This is a genomic window from Sphingobium sp. LMC3-1-1.1 (genome assembly GCF_040676285.1).
Lineage (GTDB): Bacteria > Pseudomonadota > Alphaproteobacteria > Sphingomonadales > Sphingomonadaceae > Sphingobium.
In genome coordinates, this window is sequence record NZ_JBEGHQ010000034.1 from 1 (window position 1) to 15,514 (window position 15,514).

Consider the following 15,514-nt stretch of genomic DNA (forward strand, 5'->3'; position numbering starts at 1 on the left):
GCAGAAGTCCGCCGATCACCGCCCACTCTTCATCCGACAAATCGCCCCGAAACATCGCTGCCCCAAAAAAGCAGCCTTGAATCAGAACTCAGCCCAAATGAAAACCTCTTTTGTCAACATCGCCTAGATATCGCAGCCATGATCATCAATCCTCAGGCTGGACTGGCAAGTCTGCCCAACACAACTCGAAAGCGTCTTCGGGCTTGATGCGCTTCTCGCCAGTGCGCGTGACCTACTAGCGCGCGGCAAACTTCTGACTCGTTCCGACGTGCGCCGCCTCAACGAGGCCTTCGGCGACGTGGCGACACCCTAAATACGCTGAGCAAATCAACCGGTTTGTCCAGTTCGCAGAACGAAGCCTAGGTTCAGCGGCGTCCGGCTTCGGAACGCAACTCTACTCAAATGGAGGTGGACCATGTCTGATGCGCAAGAAGTTCGAAGGCGCTTTAGCGCCTTTCGATCGGCAGCTGAAGAAGTAGGAATGGCTAACGAACAAAAGGCAAAAGCAGACGCCAGTTTGAAATATGCGATTCAGCAGAAGGCCGTATCACAAAGTGATTCGCAGAATTATAACCAAAGGAATTACTTCGCGATGAATATTGAAAACACGGATCTGGAACGCCGGGTACTTGCCCATGAACGGATTCTCCGAGCTTTGATCCGTCATATCGCAGAGGAGCAGCCCGACATTCTGGCGCGCCTCAAACAAACATTCGGTCAAGGCCATGTCCTCGGAGAGGAGGAACAGGATTATGTGACTACGCAGCAATATGGTGATCAATTCATCCGGGCGATCGAGCAGGCAATAGTTCGAAAGGGTGACACTGTGTAAAGCCGCGCGAAAGACCCCGCACTAAAAATATTCTCGCTTACCAAGCAATACAGTCGTGCGGGCTTTTCCATCACCTTACCTCGAGATGCCACCACCCTCGTTCTCCCATTCGTCCAGAGCAGTAGCGAGTTCATCTCTCTTCGCTCGGCTCCACCAGACCTGATCGTCCCACTTGCGGTCCGCAGCACCAACCAGCAAACGCGCGTTGCGTTTGGCCAGCCAAATCCTGGCAGCGACGATTTTCTCATAGCCGAAGATCGATCCGGCATTGGCTATTCCAGCAGCAGCGCGGATGACATAGTCTGCCCATTCGGCAGGTCCGGCATCGTTTTTTTTATCGGTAATCATGATGAACTCCGCGTCAGCAAGCGGGAGCGACTGAGTCTCTCTGCCACAGGATGCTTGCGACTAGAACCGGGTGATGATGCATCTTATCACGGTTGAACGAACCAGCAGAGTCCTATTTCATCCTCAATATGTAGAGCGCGGATGAACGACCTTGACTGGCTTGCCGCACCGCTGTCGCCGGCGTGAACAGGTAGTCGATTGCCAGCCGACGGCTTGTACATCGCCAAACAGGATTCTCAGACCCAATGGCCGCTTGTGGCAGATGATGACGAGCTGCTGGACGGCGAAAAGTGGCGCCAAGCCGCCACACCGTTTTAACGGCTGCTGACCGTCCAACTGTGCTTTTGGTTCCACAGCGCTCACGATTCTCTATATCGAACCGTGGACAACATCCGGCAATAATGGCGAGGAACTCGTCCGTTGCCTCCAAAGGAAAGAATCAGCGCGTTCGTTCGATGAGCCAATCGAGCAGCCCGGCGGCAAGAGCACTGTGGGCGAGCTCGATGCCAGCCCAAAGATGGAGCTGAGATGAAGGCGGTAGGCTGAGATTTTCCTTCGGCGAGTGGCAGATGAAGTAGAAGCGCTGGGCGCTTCCGTCACGGTGGAAGCGTTCCAGATAATCATCGAGTGTGGCTTGGCTGGCGCTCGATTTCACCTGAACCCATGCCGTTTCGTTCGTCGTCGGATTATCGAGCAGGAGGTCGATATCGACCTCGCCGGTCCCAAGCGCAGATTGGCGCTGCCAGCCACCCCGAGTGAAGATGAGTTCCACCATGATCTCAAAATCGCGCCAGTCGAGCCCCGCAATCATGCGCGCGGCGGCCGTTTCCATCTGGGAACGCAGCGCGCGCATCTCGGTGACTAGCGGCTCTTCCTCACCGCGGATCCGGCGTAACAGATAGTCTTCGCGTTCGACCGCGCAGATCGTCATGCGATAACCCGCGACACGGGTGAGTGCTGAACTCAGCGAACGCACTGCCAGGAGATCACCCGTCAGGCTGTGGCGGTGCCAGCCATCCACTGTTCGTCGAAACCGGCGCGGCCCGTCGGCGCCGTCATCGGCATTGGGCAAAACCTCAGCCTCGGCAAACGCCCACCAGAGATGCCCGTCAGCGAAGGTAATCCAGAGACAATTATCGCCGAGGTCATAGAAATCGCGCAATTCACGAAGCCCTTGGGTGACGCCGCTTTTCGTTCGACCGGCAGCCTTAAGCTCTTGGGCTACTCTTTCCCAATCACCAGCGACGCAGGGCGCATGAGCGATTTTCCGGAAACCAAACGGGATGATCCCGCCCGCAATGGCGTCTGCTGTCCAAGCACCGCCCTTACCGAGCTTGATATAGCGAACCGCCGAAGGGTGGGCGAGTTTTGCTGCGAGGATGGGATCAGGGGCGGATCGGGGAACCAGCTGAGTGACACTGTCCATGGCACGCTCCTCAAGGAGCGCCTAGCTTGATCCCGCAGGCAGCAGTCACCTTGGTGGCGACCTCCTGGATGCCGGTAAGATCAAACCCCGCGTCCTGCGTCATCCGGCCAGAGAGGCGCACTGCCAACCGATTGGCGGTCACGATGGAGGACAGGAGCTTGAGCGCATTGCGGCTCGCGAACTCCCCCGCAGCTGTGCCGGTATTGGAGATTGTCCAGAGATTGGCTTTGACCGGGCCGTCATCGATCCGCCACACAGCCATGGTTTTGGGTTGCCCGGCAAAATTCTCGCCATCGCGGTTCACGACTTCCGGCCAGCTCACATACATCACCAATGCTCGGTCGCTGCATCGTAAGACGAGCGAGGCACGCTCTGGCCTGCCGATCATATTGACGAGGTCCTTGGTAGAGGAAAGGATCGCGCTGACCGACGTGAGGTTGGTAAGAGGCGAGTGGTCTTCGGTAACCTCCCAGCCACCAGGCGCGGCCCATGCCGGCGAGGCGAACAAGCTCGCCATCAGCGAGATCAAGGTCGCAGCCCTTCGCCCGCGGCTATTCGCCCTTGAGAATTTCTGTTTCGTCATCGCCGTCCCCCTCGTTTGGGCGCGGCGGTTGCAGCTTCAGCCTTTCGTCGCGCCTATGTCCTCTCGGGGCGACGGCCAAAGCCGGATGTTGGAAACCTACTCATCATAGGCGCATGCGCCTTTACCGTTGCCGGCTGGACATGCGCGCATGCCACCCGGCCGATAATCTCGACCGAGCCTGATGAGAGGGGTTTCCACGCCCCACCTTCGGGCTTTCTCCGAAGGCAGGACGACCATTGATTGAACCGACACAAGGTTCAAGCGAAAAGAATATGTCGGCGCATGAACCGCCGAGCTGACACGAGGACCATATCGGGGGATGGACCATGGACTTTGTGAGCATCGACAATCTGCGGGAACACGGATTTGAGGGATTTCTGACCGTGGCCGAACTGGCTGAACGCTATCGCGAGATACCTGATGCGATGGGGGTTTATCTAGTCGTCACCCCCGACGGCTTTGACCCGCAATATGTTGAACGCGGCACAGGCGGTTTCTTTAAAGGCCGAGACCCTAATGTCTCAGCCGCCATATTGAGCACGGCCTGGGTGAAGGGCGCACGGGTGATTAATATCGGTAAGGCCGGTGGAGCATCCAGCTCCAGCACGCTGCGGAAGCGGCTCCGGCAATATATTCGCTTCGGCCAAGGGCAAGCCGTTGGGCATTGGGGCGGGCGCTATATCTGGCAGCTGCATGGATGCCATTCGCTGCTTATCTGCTGGAAGGCGACTGAGGTTGAACCTCGAGACGTCGAGCGAGACCTGATCGCCACCTTTCGTAAGAAATTTGGCGCCCGCCCCTTTGCCAATCTTCAAGACTAGCGGCAGCGCCCAGGGCGCTCGCTAATCCCGATAGGTCCATGATTGAACCTGCGCGATATCCTTGAAAATGCCTTCGACGCCATGGCTGAGTGGATTGGCGGATTTCAGGTGCTTTTCTGCCCAGAGGAGCCATTGTTCCAGGGGCTGGCCATCCACCAGCTGCTCTTCTGCAACGGGGAGCTGACGCATCGCGGCTATGAAATCTCGCGCCACCTCCACCTCACGCCATCCGCCGGCAATCTGAACGAGGCGGCGCCAGCGGTTTTGGTCCTGTTTGCGTTTCTGCCTTTCCTGCTCCCGGCGTTGCTCCGCAATTGCGTGAAGCCGGGCCCGTTCTTCTTGCGCGCGGCGCTGCTCGGCTAACAGCGGGCCGGCGGCAATGAATGTTGCTACAATTTCGGGAAGTAGCTCCTCCATCGGCTTGGCCGCCTTTTCGAGCCATTCCCGTCGGAGGGATCCGACCAAATAGGTCTTGATGACGAACACTAAAAAGCCAGAGGGCTGTAGTTCCTGCTTCACGCCTTTTTTGTTCCAGGGCTCCCGCTCTCGCTCCTTCTCTGTCAACGGCCGGCGAATCTGTTTCTGCTTCTCGCGCAGTTCAAACTCAATCTTTTCGCCAGCTACTTCAGCAGATAGGGCGCGATAGTCGCCCTGGATGATGCGCACGCCTTGTCGTTCCAGCTCCTTGAACAGCGCGTCGAGAATGCGGTGCCGTCGCCGATCTTGCTCGGAAAATTCCGCGGGTCTCATAAAATCCCGTCGCCAGGGATCACGCTCCCGTCTTGCCTCTTGCTTGCGGCGCTCATGGTCTGCCAGCCATCCTGCGATGATCGTATGGGGTCTGTTGAGGCGCTCGGGCACATGAAGGGAGACCGTCTTACTCCGCGCATCGTCCAGCGCCTGCTGAACCGGTGAGTTGGGATCGTCGAGGCCTTCCGGTTCCGTAGACGAAATGCGCACTGACGCGGGCGTATTGGACTGGGCAGCAGGTAAGGGAACGGTTATCACCTTATGGCCTGCCGCCTTCTTCGCCCAATGCCCGCGCGGTGGATAGGGAATATCAAGGCGCCTACAGATCTTCGCCAGACCATTGCCGCTGATCCCAAAGCGTTCCCCAAGCCGGACCATGGGTGTTTCCCACACGAGGCGATGCAGTTCCTCCCGGCTTACCGTTGTAGGTTCGATTTTGGTCGGCTCGTCGTTCATGGCGCGCAATTTTCCGGCATTATGGCATCGGTCCAGTGTGTTAGACCTATTACTTAGGGATGACGGCTTCCGGAAACACGGCTTGATCGAAGAAGGGATCCCGCTAATTTCAGGTGCATGGGGGATATTCTGAAATTTCGTCGACGACGCCGTCGCAAATTTTCGTATGATTGGGGTGTCCCGGTCAGCAAGCGCAAGGCTCCATCCCAGCTGCTACTGATCCTGATAGGATTGGCGTTTGGGACCTGTTCTGGCTTGGGGTTTATTTATTGGCCGATCCTGGCACCCGCCCAGCAAGAGGCGTCGTCAACCCAATTCGGATTTTGTCACGTCGGCGGCGGGATCAATTGCGTAGTGGATGGCGATACCTTCTGGTTCAACGGTGAACGCATCCGCGTCGCCGATATCGACACGCCTGAGACCCACCCACCGCGCTGTGCCGCTGAAGCTGAATTGGGCAATCGTGCTACTCAACGCCTGCATGACCTGCTCAATGCCGGTCCCTTCAATCTTGAAGCTCCGCTGCTGCGAGATGAGGATAAATATGGGCGAAAGCTGCGGGTCGTGACGCGCAACGGGGTGTCCTTAGGGTCTCAACTGGTAGAAGAGGGGTTGGCGTGCCGTTGGACTGGATCGCGGCAGCCCTGGTGCTGAATGGGCTCGGCATGGCGATCAATCAAATATCTGCATCGGCAATTGTCGATTCGGGAGACAATGAGGATCTATGAAGCGCGCTTACTTTCAATGCACGGCCGCTGAGCTGGAGCGTGCCGATCCCCTTGCTATCCTTGGCGCGCTTGCTGAGAATCTGCCTTTTGCCGTTGAACCGGCACAGCGGCAGGCATGGATTTTTGAGATCAGCCATCTCCAGGCGATTGCAGCCGAATTGCCGGGTGGCCATTTCTTCTTCGAGTTCATGATCCCGCGCATGGGACGGCGCGCCGATGTCATCATCCTCTATCGGGGCCTGATTTTTGTCGTTGAGTATAAGGTGGGTGAACGCAATTTCGGCCGCGCTGCCATCGATCAAACATTGGGATATGCGATCGACCTTAAAAACTTCCACGAAACCAGCCATGACTTGCGGATCGTGCCGATATTGGTCGCAACGGATGCGGCAGACACATTGAGCAGTGCTGATTGGGGGACGGACAATGTGATGTCGCCCCTTTTGACAAACGCAGATAGCCTTTTGTCCAAGATTCAGCACGTCGCTGATCGCTTTGGCCACACAAAGCTCGATGCGACTATCTGGGCGGCAGGCCGCTATAAGCCGACCCCGACCATCATCGAGGCGGCACAGGCCCTCTACCGGGGTCATAGTGTTGATGAGATTTCGCGATCCGAGGCCGGAGCTGAAAACCTCACCACGACATCGGCCTATATTGCGGCTGTGGTCGAAACCGCGAAGCGCGAGCAGAAGAAGGCAATCTGTTTCGTGACGGGTGTGCCCGGTTCGGGCAAAACGCTAGCCGGGCTCAGCATTGCGAACAGCCGCATGCGGGCGCACGAGGATGAGCATGCCGTGTTTCTCTCGGGCAATGGTCCCCTGGTCGATGTGTTGCGCGAAGCACTGACCCAAGACGCACTGGAGCGATATCTCACGCTTCCACGGTCCGAGCGTCCGTCCCGCGCCTCGGAATATCAAAAATCATGTGCCTTCATTCAGAACATTCACCACTTCCGGGACGACAATCTCGAGGGGAATATGCCGCCCGTCGAAAAGGTCGTGGTCTTTGATGAGGCACAGCGCGCCTGGGGTGAAGAACAGACCAGCCAATTTATGCGACAGAAGCGCGGTCAGATCGGCTTTGCCATGTCCGAACCACGGTTCCTGCTTTCGGTGATGGACAGACATTCTGATTGGTGCACCGTCGTGTGCCTCATCGGCGGTGGCCAAGAAATCAACACCGGCGAGGCGGGCTTGGGTGAGTGGCTTGACGCCCTTGCGGGGCATTTTCCGCACTGGCAGGTCCATTTGCCGGAGCAGATTCTGGGCCGTGAATATCTGCTGGCAGGGCGCGGCGAAGAGGCGATTGCGGAGATCGCTCCGACAAAGACCCCCGACCTTCATCTATCGGTGTCGCTTCGTTCATTCCGGGCTGAAAAGCTCTCTGACTTTATCGGCGCGATTATCGAGGGAGATGGTGATCGAGCTCGGACGCTGCTGTCCCAGCTGACCGAATATCCCGTCGTCATTACACGCGATCTGATCGCGGCCCGCGAATGGCTTCGTCGCCATCAGCGTGCCAATGAACGGGTCGGCTTGCTTGCCTCCTCCAATGCGCTTCGGCTCAAAGCCGAGGGTGTATTTGTCAAAGCGAAGATTGAGCCACCAATTTGGTTTTTGGCGCCGCCAAGCGATGTCCGATCATCCAATATGCTCGAGGACGCTGCCACGGAATTTGACGTGCAGGGCCTGGAACTGGATTGGGCATGTGTGTGCTGGGACGCCAATCTGCGATGGGCTGCTGACGGCTGGAGCAGCATGGCGTTCAAGGGTACCAAGTGGCAGCAGATCAATGATCCACAGCGTCGGTCCTATCTGCTGAACGCTTATCGCGTTCTTCTCACCCGCGCGCGGCAAGGGCTGGTCATCTTCGTGCCCGAAGGAGATCCAATAGATCCATCACGCAATCCGGCATTTTATGACGGCGTCTTTGAATTCTTGCGAAGCTGCGGCATTCCAACAATCGAGGACGTAGAAACAGATGTCCCGTTGCTAATCGGCGAGGCGCATCACTGAGCCATCGCAGACATTGGGACTGGCGATTATCGCGGTACGCAATGCCGGTGCTTTCATCCGGAGATCAAGCCAGGCCGCCCGCGACTTGATGAAAAATGAGCTGCCAGTTGAAGCGTGCGGAGCAAAGGCAGAGTGGATGGTATGGCGGATCTGTCCGGCCGGTGTTGGCGCAGATGCTCAACAATCTCAGATATGAAATCCGCGACCCAAACAAGCCGGCCGCCGCCGAGCGTGGTACGCTCGCCTCCGCCCATTTGCAGCAGCGCTACCTGATCAAACTCAGCCGGTAGGTCGAGTCCATCAAAGAGCGACGGCACATATCTGCGGCCGCGCTCAAATTTGGCAGTAAAGCGATGTTCGCGTTTCTCCCACGGATCAGCATCCAATGAGCATTCCACGTGGAGGAGGTGACGGGTCACTGGATTGAGGGCAACGATGTCGAGTTCGCCTTCGAAGCCGCCTTTTTCGCGCTTGCCAACCAGCACAGACTGTCGAACGAAATAACCGCGATATTCCAGCCATTCGGCTGTTAGCTGCTCGAGATGGTTGCTCATGCGCAACGGTATAATCACGTTGGATCGTCGACGGAACTGTCGGATTCAGCCAATTCGACGTGGCAATCGATCGTGTCCCAACACATGGTGTAGGTTCGCCGGCGTAGCCATGGCGATCTCCGGCTAGAGCCGGGTTGATCATGCTGCCATAGGCGGCAGCGTGACGAGGGGATCATCGCCGATTTGGGCGACGCTTTCCAGTGTCATGTAGCGGGAGCGCTGGACGGCCCATTCATCATTTTGTTCCAGCAGGATAGCCCCGACTAAGCGGGTGATGGCGTCTTCGTTGGGGAAGATGCCGACCACTTCTGTTCGCCGCTTGATTTCGCCGTTGAGGCGCTCGAGCGGATTGGTCGAGTGCAACTTCGTGCGATGCTGGGGCGGGAAGGACATGTATGCCAATACATCTTGCTCTGCATCATCCATCAGCTTGGCGAGCTTGGGCACTGCCGGTCGAAGCTGATCAGCCACCTTGCGCCACTGGATCGTGGCGGCCTCGGCGGTTTCCTGAGCGTAAGCGGTGGCGATCAGTGCGGAGACGACACGGTTCCGGCTCCGCCCGGCATGAGCGATGGCATTGCGGGCAAAATGGACGCGACAGCGCTGCCAGGTGGCATTGAAGACACGCGACACCGCCGCCTTGATACCCTCATGGGCGTCGGAGATGACGAGCTTCACACCGCGCAGGCCCCGCCGCGCCAGATTGCGCAGGAAGTCGGTCCAGAAAGTCTCGGCTTCCGATGCGCCGATCGCCATGCCCGGCACCTCGCGGCGGCCGTCGCTATTGACGCCGACCGCTATGGTGACCGCCACTGAGACGACCCGCCCCGCCTGCCGTACCTTGAGGTAAGTGGCATCGACCCAGAGATAGGGCCAGTCGCCTTCGATGGGCCGATCGAGGAACGCCTTCACCCGCTGGTCGATCTCCTGGCACAGCCGGCTGACCTGGCTCTTGGAGATGCCGCTCATGCCGAGTGCCTTGACCAGATCGTCGACGGAGCGCGTCGAAATGCCCTGTATGTATGCCTCCTGGATTACGGCTGTCAGCGCCTTCTCCGCCAACCGGCGGGGCTCCAGGAAGCCGGGGAAATAGCTGCCGGTGCGCAGCTTGGGGATGCGCAGTTCGACCGTTCCGGCCCGCGTCTCCCAATCCCGATCGCGGTAGCCATTGCGCTGGGCCTGCCGCTCTGCGCTCCAGCGGCGCCCGTCAGCCCACCGACCTCGAGTTCCATCAGCCGCTGCGCCGCAAAGCCGATCATCTCGCGTAGAAAATCGCTGTCGGCACTCTTTCCCAGCAGCGCCTGAACGTCCATCATCTCCTTGGTCATCGGGATCTCCATAGCTTGAGTCTCGCAACCCAAATCTATCCGAGATCTCCGATGGCCACCCGCGAAACTGACCGGCCGCTACTGCGCTTGATCGATGAGCGCGCGTCCGGTCAGCTTCGCTAACCGTCGAGCTACACCATCACCGGGGACACGACCTGGCAATCCGCAGAATATTGTCTGGTATCGCTGCGATATCCAAGCTTTACCGTATGGCTCAAGCGGTTGTCCTTGAAACAGACTGACAGTTTGAGCCAAAGGGCTGTTATGATTTCGATTCACTGGGTGCAGCATCCCATCGGTCATGGCGGTTTCCATACGGGGCATCTCGAAGGCCCAAATGGAGAACGCTTTAACTGGGCCTTTGATTGTGGGGCTCGGCGTACCAGGCAATTCGACACCTATCTGCGTAACTGGACGAGATCTGCGGTAGGACCGTTGGACTGGTTGTTCATCTCGCATTTCGATACCGATCATGTGAGCGGTCTGGATACGCTAATGTCCCGGATGGTGGTCCGGGATGTGATGGTTCCTTACCTGAATGAGCGTGAACTTGCTTATCTTCTGCTGCACGAAATCAGCCGCGATAATCTGGACCGATCATTAGTTGAATTAGCTGCGGATCCAGCTGCCTATTTCCTATCTCGAGGCGCTGAGCGAGTGACTTTCCTCGGCGGTCGAGGTCGGGAAGGCGAATTGGATACGATCGACTTCGACCCAGATCCCCGGGATGGCCGCGGCTGGATCTGCAAGCTCCAACCTCAACCCCGCCCACTTAAAGCTCCCCTTTGGGCCAGCGGGAAAAGCCAGCCTTCTAAAGTTCGATGGGTGGATACTTCCGGCTGCCAAATTAATGTGCTGATGGGACCCGTCGGTTTGCGTCTCAAGCCCTATCGTGCTCCCATTATTCCCTTTGAACATCGAGGCTTGATCAAGACAATCCAGGCGCTTGTTGGAACGGCGGCCCCGGTTAGGGCGCGGCCCGGGCTGGCCGGGCTCGCCTATGGGGTGGCAAATCACGCAAGGACTTCGGCTGGCCGCGCGGCGTTGCGGAAAATCTTCAAGAACTATGTCGGCTCGTCCAATCGGGCTTCGCTATCTTTGCTCAGTGAGCCGGTGATCAACGATGAGAATGATTGCTATTGGCATCTTCGCCATCCTTTCGATTTGGAATACGGGTCCGGCTTAGCGGCCTGGCTAAACACAGGCGACGCTGAGCTTCGCAAGGCCCGCGACCTTCACGATTGGGAGAATTGGTATGCCGCCGAGCTCAAACACGTTAGGGCGCTTGCCCTACCCCATCATGGTTCGGATAGAAATTCAGACGAGGATTTCCAGGATCTGTGTCCGGCGGCGACCTTGATCGCTCATGTGAAAGCAACCAGCACTAAGCATCCAGGGCCTGATGTGATTCTCACCGCTGGCCCTCGACTGGCATGTGTGACGGAAGATACGTCCAGCAGGATTGATATGTGGTTTAGGGTGCGTTGAGGCGACTTTCATCTCAGCCGTATAGCTACTGTCAACCCATGCACGAACCCGCTCCGCGGGAGGTCGTTTGACCCGCGTGTTCGCTTACTGGTCGGCGGTTCGTCACAGGTAGGCCGAGCACTCGGGGGCGCGAACGCTAGAGCTGCGGCAACGCGCCAGAATTGGGCCTGCGTAGCAGTGTACCAGCGTGTCGTCAGGTGACGTAAATGCAGGCGGTGTGTGAGAATTTCTCGGTGGTGCCATCCGTGCGATTAAGCCAGAAGCAGCGCGTGCCGAAATCGGCGGTCCGCACGCTGAAATGCGTGATCCCGCAACCGATCTTGTCTGGCGCCTCAGGGTGCCGCTCGAGAGCCGCGCGCAGAATCACCGCATCCGCTTCGTTCACCCTGTCGCCCAAATCGTAACGGTGAAGCATGTCATTGAGATGGGCGACAGCATCGCCGCGCTTGGCAAAATGCATCGGCCCAAGATCAAGTGGTTTTGCCGGCATAATACGCCTTATGCCTCCTGGTTCAGCTGCGATGTCGGATCGTCGGGCGGGAGCAGCCGCTCGCGCAGTTCACGAACGATGATCACTGGAATGTCCATCGCTTCGAGGCTGTCGCGGCGCTCGCTCAACCAGGCGAGACAGTCTTCCTTGGTCAAATCGTCGCGCGCGATCTTCTCGTAGAGAATGACTGCGCTCATGCGCGAAAGGCCGAGCTCTATGAGCGAGAGCAAGGTACGCGAGGACACACCAAATTCGAGCTGCGTGCCAATATCGAGATCCTCATCAATCAGATCCTCGCGGCCGATCTCGCGCAGATGCTTGTGCAGCACATCCATATAGGCAGAGAAATATTTGGGCGCCTTGAAGCGGGCGATCTGCTCGACCAGATCCATGGTGTCGCGGATCAGCGCAGGCAGCCGAAAGGGCCTGCCGATCCGCTGATGGAATTCGATATTGCGGCGGATCATCGTGGCCAGCGACATGCCCTGTAGCCAATTGACGACGATCAGCGCGTAGAGCCGATTGACATTTTCAGGGCCGAAGGCCGGGAATAGATGGGTGTTGATCCGGCCCATGATCGCCACGAACCGGTCATAGCTGTCGAGCGAGGCGACTGGCGCCGGGAGCAGATTTTCAACTTCCCCGAGATAAACGCGGAATGCTTCAAGCAGGCGGTGCAAGCCGATTGCGCTTACGCCGGGATGGCGAGAGGCCAGCTCGACATTGATGTCGAGCTGGCTGGCGAGCCGCTCGAGCACGCCATCGAGCGCGGCCAGCCTCGCTGGGTCGTGGCGCTTGGCAAGATTGGCGGTGGTGATCGTCCCCAGCCGCAAATAGGTGGTAAGCAGATAGGCGCCGACCTGCTCGAACTCGTCGGATGCGCCAAGCTCAGCCAGATCTTGCGTGTCGCGGCCCGAGAGATAGGTGCCCAATTCGTCGGCGAGCTCAAGCACGGCATCGCTCTCGCGCTTGATCGGATAGCGCGCACGCTGCGGTACCCCGGTCGGCCAGGCCGCTTTGTCGTCGGGATTGATGCAGATGATATTGCCCTGAAACTCGTCACCCCAGCGCCCGGCGCGGCCAGCGAGATTCCAGAAATCATGCGGCTCCATCGGATTGCCCTTACCCTTACGGGGGCCACGCAAAACGATGGTGCGGCAGGAGAGGTTGACGCCTTCGATCAGCGTCGAGGTGCAGACAAGAAAGCGGATCTTGCCGAGCTTGAACAGCCGTTCGATCTCGAGCCGGATGAGCGACGGCATATTGCCGAAGTGAAAGGCGACGCCGCGTTCGACCAGCAGCGCCAGCCGGAAGTTGGGATGGACCCCCTTGCGCGCGAGCTCAGCCAAGGCCGCCAAATCCGGGTCGATGTCAGCGGGTGCCGTCAGCAGTTGGCTGATGAGATCGGCGATTTCCTCCGATTCGCCGGCGCCATTGGCATAAACCAGCGTCCCGCCGCGCTCGCCGGCAGCGGCCGCTATGAAGGCGAGCCGCTTGCGCGCCCCGCTCGGGGTGCTGGCAAGTTCAAGAGTGCCGACTGGGAGTAGCGCTTCCTGATGGCGGACGGTCAATTTCCAAAGCCTGGGCTTGCGCGGCACCTGCTCGGCCATGATCAGATTTTGCAGGACGGTCGGCGTGTCGCTATCGACCGCGACCGTGTCCGTCCCCTCGGGCGCGTCGGCCAATAGCTCTTCTGGATTTTGCGTCGCGGGGCTGATGAACACGACCTTGAGCTTGGGGTTGGCGCGTGTCGCGCGCTCGATCGCGTCCTGAAGAATGACGCCGCGCTGATTGTCGCCGATCTTATGGGCTTCATCGACGATTAGCAGATCGGCGGAGAACTCGCCGCCAAGCACATTGGCGAGAAGGTGCAGGCGTTCTTGGGTGAACACTAGAATGAGTCGGCGGCCGCCGGCACGCGCTGCATCATGTTTCTCGCGCAAAGGCAGCGACGAGACTTCGATTTCGCTATTCTTGCCAAGCAGCCCGGCAAGATTGGTCTCGATCTCAGAGACCAACGCCCGGGTCGGCGCCAAATAGATGGCGATGTTCGCCGCGCCGGAGCGCATCTGATCGATCAGCCATTGTAGTACCAGAAAGGTCTTGCCCGACGCAGTCGGCGCCGACGCTGACAGCCAATTTTGTCCTTTGGCCTCAGTCCAAAATCGTCGCTGAAACTCGTTCACCTGAAGCCAGCGACCGCTAGATTCGACAAGGATCGAGCTCTCCATTTCACGCCGTTGCGCTTCGATGCGCAGCGCAACCCCAAGCCGCGCATCAAGCCCCTCAGGCAGCAGATCACGCCGATCGGCCAGTGCCACCGCGCGGAAATTCGAAAGCTTGCCAAGGAGTACGGCGCCAGCGTCCTTGATGTCCTGGCGCATGCCCAGTGCCAGCGCACCAGTCGCAATGCGTAGTGCTGCCTCTTGGTCGGCGCGCTGCTCGGATCGCGCCAGGATGCTCCCGGCCAGGATGAGCCGTGGCCAATCGACCGCACTGCCATCTGGTTCAGCCTGAAGATTGTCGATCTCAAGCCGCACAATCTGGCGCGTGATCTCATCGAGCTCGTCGCGAATGCCATCTTCAAGCAGCCAGTGCTGCAAGTGGGCGAGGCTCATTGCGAGTTGATCCCCATCGCCTTGAGGAACGCGCTGCGAAAACCATTCGCCGAGGGCAGCGGAATGCAGAAAAGCTCGATTTCCATGTCGCTCAACTTTTCAGCGGCAAGCCGCTTGCCGATCGCTTCGCGCCAGCCCGTCAAGGCTTCGCGCGAGCCTTTGACAATTTCATCGGCAATCGCTTTGACATTGTCGGCGGGATAGAAGGGTGCGTCGAACCCGACCAATGCGACGCCGCAGTATTGCACCCGGTTTGACATCACCGAGTTGCGGTCGAAATAGCGCTTGAGCGCCGCAGTAAGCTCTAGGTTGGCGAGATCCGCCTTGTCGCTCAACAGGATAAGATCGCGCTCGCGCTCAGCGTCTTCATGGTCGGGCTCGATGAGGAATGGGGCCAGCGACGCGAGGCAGTCGCGGATCGCGGCGCTGGCGGTCTCATAAACTTTGGACTCGCCCCAATAAAGTTTGAGCATCCCTTCGGGCGTGACGCCGGCATAAACGCCATCGGCACCGTGATAGTGCATGCGAGTGTCTGTTTTGAGATCCATCTTGCAGAGGATCTGCGGCAGTTTGAGGAAACGCTCGGCGAGCAGAAAGAGCAGCATCTCGCCGCCTTCGCCGGTGTTGGCCAGATCGGTGAACGAACGCTTGGCCCGCTCGACGAGGGCCGTGGTGGCCTCGCTGCTATTGTATTTGAGATCGCGCGCCCGAGCCTCGGCGACTTGTGAGCGCGGGATGGCATAATCGACCACCGCGTTGCGCATAAACTCGGCAAGGCGCTGCGGCTGCACCCGCCCGTTGCCGTCGACACTCAGGCAATGGCAATGAATGCGGACTGCCTGGCCATCGATCACAACATCCCTCTCGACTAGGGTAAGATGAACGTCGAGTACGCCAGGGTCACCGGTAAGCTGCGCGGCGAGCTCAGTTGCAGTGATGTTCGACAAAATCCCCCCAGACCCCCAAATTATCCATGACCGGATATCGTTCGAAGCTATGCCTTTTACCTGATGCCGTCGAGCACCTCTCGCATCTGCTATAAGATGTACTGCCTTCAGCCGATCGCGCCAGCAA

The 15,514-nt window shown here is 58.6% G+C and carries 13 protein-coding genes and 1 pseudogene; 5 read left to right on the forward strand and 9 right to left on the reverse strand.

Annotation, left to right across the window (positions count from 1 at the left end; genetic code table 11):
* The first annotated feature begins 415 nt into the window (after positions 1 to 415).
* A complete protein-coding gene (locus MRBLMC3_RS16195; RefSeq protein ID WP_363830494.1) occupies positions 416 to 832 on the forward strand; it encodes a hypothetical protein in 417 nt (138 codons plus the stop codon).
* 75 nt (positions 833 to 907) lie between these two features.
* On the opposite strand, the gene MRBLMC3_RS16200 is transcribed toward MRBLMC3_RS16195, so the two are convergent.
* The 3 genes from MRBLMC3_RS16200 to MRBLMC3_RS16210 all read right to left on the reverse strand — a co-directional run bounded on the left by MRBLMC3_RS16200 (position 908) and on the right by MRBLMC3_RS16210 (position 3,135).
* Positions 908 to 1,180: a hypothetical protein gene (locus MRBLMC3_RS16200; protein ID WP_363830496.1), complete on the reverse strand. Its 273-nt coding sequence runs from the start codon at positions 1,178 to 1,180 to the stop codon at positions 908 to 910.
* Positions 1,181 to 1,619: 439 nt separating this feature from the next.
* Positions 1,620 to 2,606, reverse strand: a complete 987-nt coding sequence (locus tag MRBLMC3_RS16205) for a restriction endonuclease (protein WP_363830499.1) — start codon at positions 2,604 to 2,606, stop codon at positions 1,620 to 1,622.
* Positions 2,607 to 2,616: 10 nt separating this feature from the next.
* Positions 2,617 to 3,135 carry a hypothetical protein gene (locus MRBLMC3_RS16210; protein ID WP_363830501.1) on the reverse strand — a complete coding sequence of 173 codons (519 nt, stop codon included), beginning with the start codon at positions 3,133 to 3,135 and terminating at the stop codon, positions 2,617 to 2,619.
* A gap of 380 nt (positions 3,136 to 3,515) precedes the next feature.
* On the opposite strand from MRBLMC3_RS16210, the gene MRBLMC3_RS16215 reads away from it, so the two are divergent.
* Positions 3,516 to 4,010, forward strand: coding sequence for a hypothetical protein (locus MRBLMC3_RS16215; protein WP_363830504.1), 495 nt, complete (start codon positions 3,516 to 3,518; stop codon positions 4,008 to 4,010).
* A 21-nt stretch (positions 4,011 to 4,031) separates the two neighbouring features.
* Here the strand turns inward: MRBLMC3_RS16215 and MRBLMC3_RS16220 are convergent, their stop codons facing one another.
* Positions 4,032 to 5,216 carry a hypothetical protein gene (locus MRBLMC3_RS16220; protein WP_363830506.1) on the reverse strand — a complete coding sequence of 395 codons (1,185 nt, stop codon included), beginning with the start codon at positions 5,214 to 5,216 and terminating at the stop codon, positions 4,032 to 4,034.
* Positions 5,217 to 5,333: 117 nt separating this feature from the next.
* On the opposite strand from MRBLMC3_RS16220, the gene MRBLMC3_RS16225 reads away from it, so the two are divergent.
* Together MRBLMC3_RS16225 and MRBLMC3_RS16230 are read left to right on the forward strand one after the other, a co-directional pair.
* The gene (locus tag MRBLMC3_RS16225; protein ID WP_363830509.1) at positions 5,334 to 5,870 is read left to right on the forward strand and encodes a thermonuclease family protein; all 537 of its coding nucleotides are present in this window, start codon (positions 5,334 to 5,336) and stop codon (positions 5,868 to 5,870) included.
* A 70-nt stretch (positions 5,871 to 5,940) separates the two neighbouring features.
* A complete protein-coding gene (locus tag MRBLMC3_RS16230; RefSeq protein WP_363830512.1) occupies positions 5,941 to 7,962 on the forward strand; it encodes a DUF2075 domain-containing protein in 2,022 nt (673 codons plus the stop codon).
* A 53-nt stretch (positions 7,963 to 8,015) separates the two neighbouring features.
* On the opposite strand, the gene MRBLMC3_RS16235 is transcribed toward MRBLMC3_RS16230, so the two are convergent.
* Together MRBLMC3_RS16235 and MRBLMC3_RS16240 are read right to left on the reverse strand one after the other, a co-directional pair.
* On the reverse strand, positions 8,016 to 8,516 hold the full coding sequence (locus MRBLMC3_RS16235; RefSeq protein ID WP_363830515.1) for a hypothetical protein: 501 nt from the start codon (positions 8,514 to 8,516) through the stop codon (positions 8,016 to 8,018).
* A gap of 138 nt (positions 8,517 to 8,654) precedes the next feature.
* Positions 8,655 to 9,844 (reverse strand): annotated as a pseudogene (locus tag MRBLMC3_RS16240) (IS256 family transposase).
* A gap of 228 nt (positions 9,845 to 10,072) precedes the next feature.
* Between MRBLMC3_RS16240 and MRBLMC3_RS16245 the strand changes: the two are divergent.
* Entirely contained in the window at positions 10,073 to 11,332 is a 1,260-nt protein-coding gene (locus tag MRBLMC3_RS16245) for a hypothetical protein (protein ID WP_363830517.1), read from the forward strand.
* Between the two features lie 193 nt (positions 11,333 to 11,525).
* Here the strand turns inward: MRBLMC3_RS16245 and MRBLMC3_RS16250 are convergent, their stop codons facing one another.
* The 3 genes from MRBLMC3_RS16250 to MRBLMC3_RS16260 are packed head-to-tail and all read right to left on the reverse strand — an operon-like array spanning position 11,526 to position 15,387.
* A complete protein-coding gene (locus MRBLMC3_RS16250) occupies positions 11,526 to 11,792 on the reverse strand; it encodes a DCL family protein (RefSeq protein ID WP_363830519.1) in 267 nt (88 codons plus the stop codon).
* A gap of 38 nt (positions 11,793 to 11,830) precedes the next feature.
* On the reverse strand, positions 11,831 to 14,440 hold the full coding sequence (locus tag MRBLMC3_RS16255; RefSeq protein WP_363830522.1) for a DEAD/DEAH box helicase: 2,610 nt from the start codon (positions 14,438 to 14,440) through the stop codon (positions 11,831 to 11,833).
* Positions 14,437 to 15,387 (reverse strand): HamA C-terminal domain-containing protein, encoded by a 951-nt coding sequence (locus tag MRBLMC3_RS16260; protein ID WP_363830524.1) that lies wholly within the window; start codon positions 15,385 to 15,387, stop codon positions 14,437 to 14,439. The genes MRBLMC3_RS16255 and MRBLMC3_RS16260 overlap by 4 nt, the downstream gene beginning before the upstream one ends.
* Between the last annotated feature and the right edge of the window lie 127 nt (positions 15,388 to 15,514).

Coding starts and splice junctions, on each gene's coding strand:
- MRBLMC3_RS16195 (WP_363830494.1), top strand. CDS start 416: ATGTCTGATGCGCAAGAAGTTCGAAGGCGCTTTAGCGCCTTTCGATCG.
- MRBLMC3_RS16200 (WP_363830496.1), bottom strand. CDS start 1,180: ATGATTACCGATAAAAAAAACGATGCCGGACCTGCCGAATGGGCAGAC.
- MRBLMC3_RS16205 (WP_363830499.1), bottom strand. CDS start 2,606: ATGGACAGTGTCACTCAGCTGGTTCCCCGATCCGCCCCTGATCCCATC.
- MRBLMC3_RS16215 (WP_363830504.1), top strand. CDS start 3,516: ATGGACTTTGTGAGCATCGACAATCTGCGGGAACACGGATTTGAGGGA.
- MRBLMC3_RS16220 (WP_363830506.1), bottom strand. CDS start 5,216: ATGAACGACGAGCCGACCAAAATCGAACCTACAACGGTAAGCCGGGAG.
- MRBLMC3_RS16225 (WP_363830509.1), top strand. CDS start 5,334: ATGGGGGATATTCTGAAATTTCGTCGACGACGCCGTCGCAAATTTTCG.
- MRBLMC3_RS16230 (WP_363830512.1), top strand. CDS start 5,941: ATGAAGCGCGCTTACTTTCAATGCACGGCCGCTGAGCTGGAGCGTGCC.
- MRBLMC3_RS16235 (WP_363830515.1), bottom strand. CDS start 8,516: ATGAGCAACCATCTCGAGCAGCTAACAGCCGAATGGCTGGAATATCGC.
- MRBLMC3_RS16250 (WP_363830519.1), bottom strand. CDS start 11,792: ATGCATTTTGCCAAGCGCGGCGATGCTGTCGCCCATCTCAATGACATG.
- MRBLMC3_RS16255 (WP_363830522.1), bottom strand. CDS start 14,440: ATGAGCCTCGCCCACTTGCAGCACTGGCTGCTTGAAGATGGCATTCGC.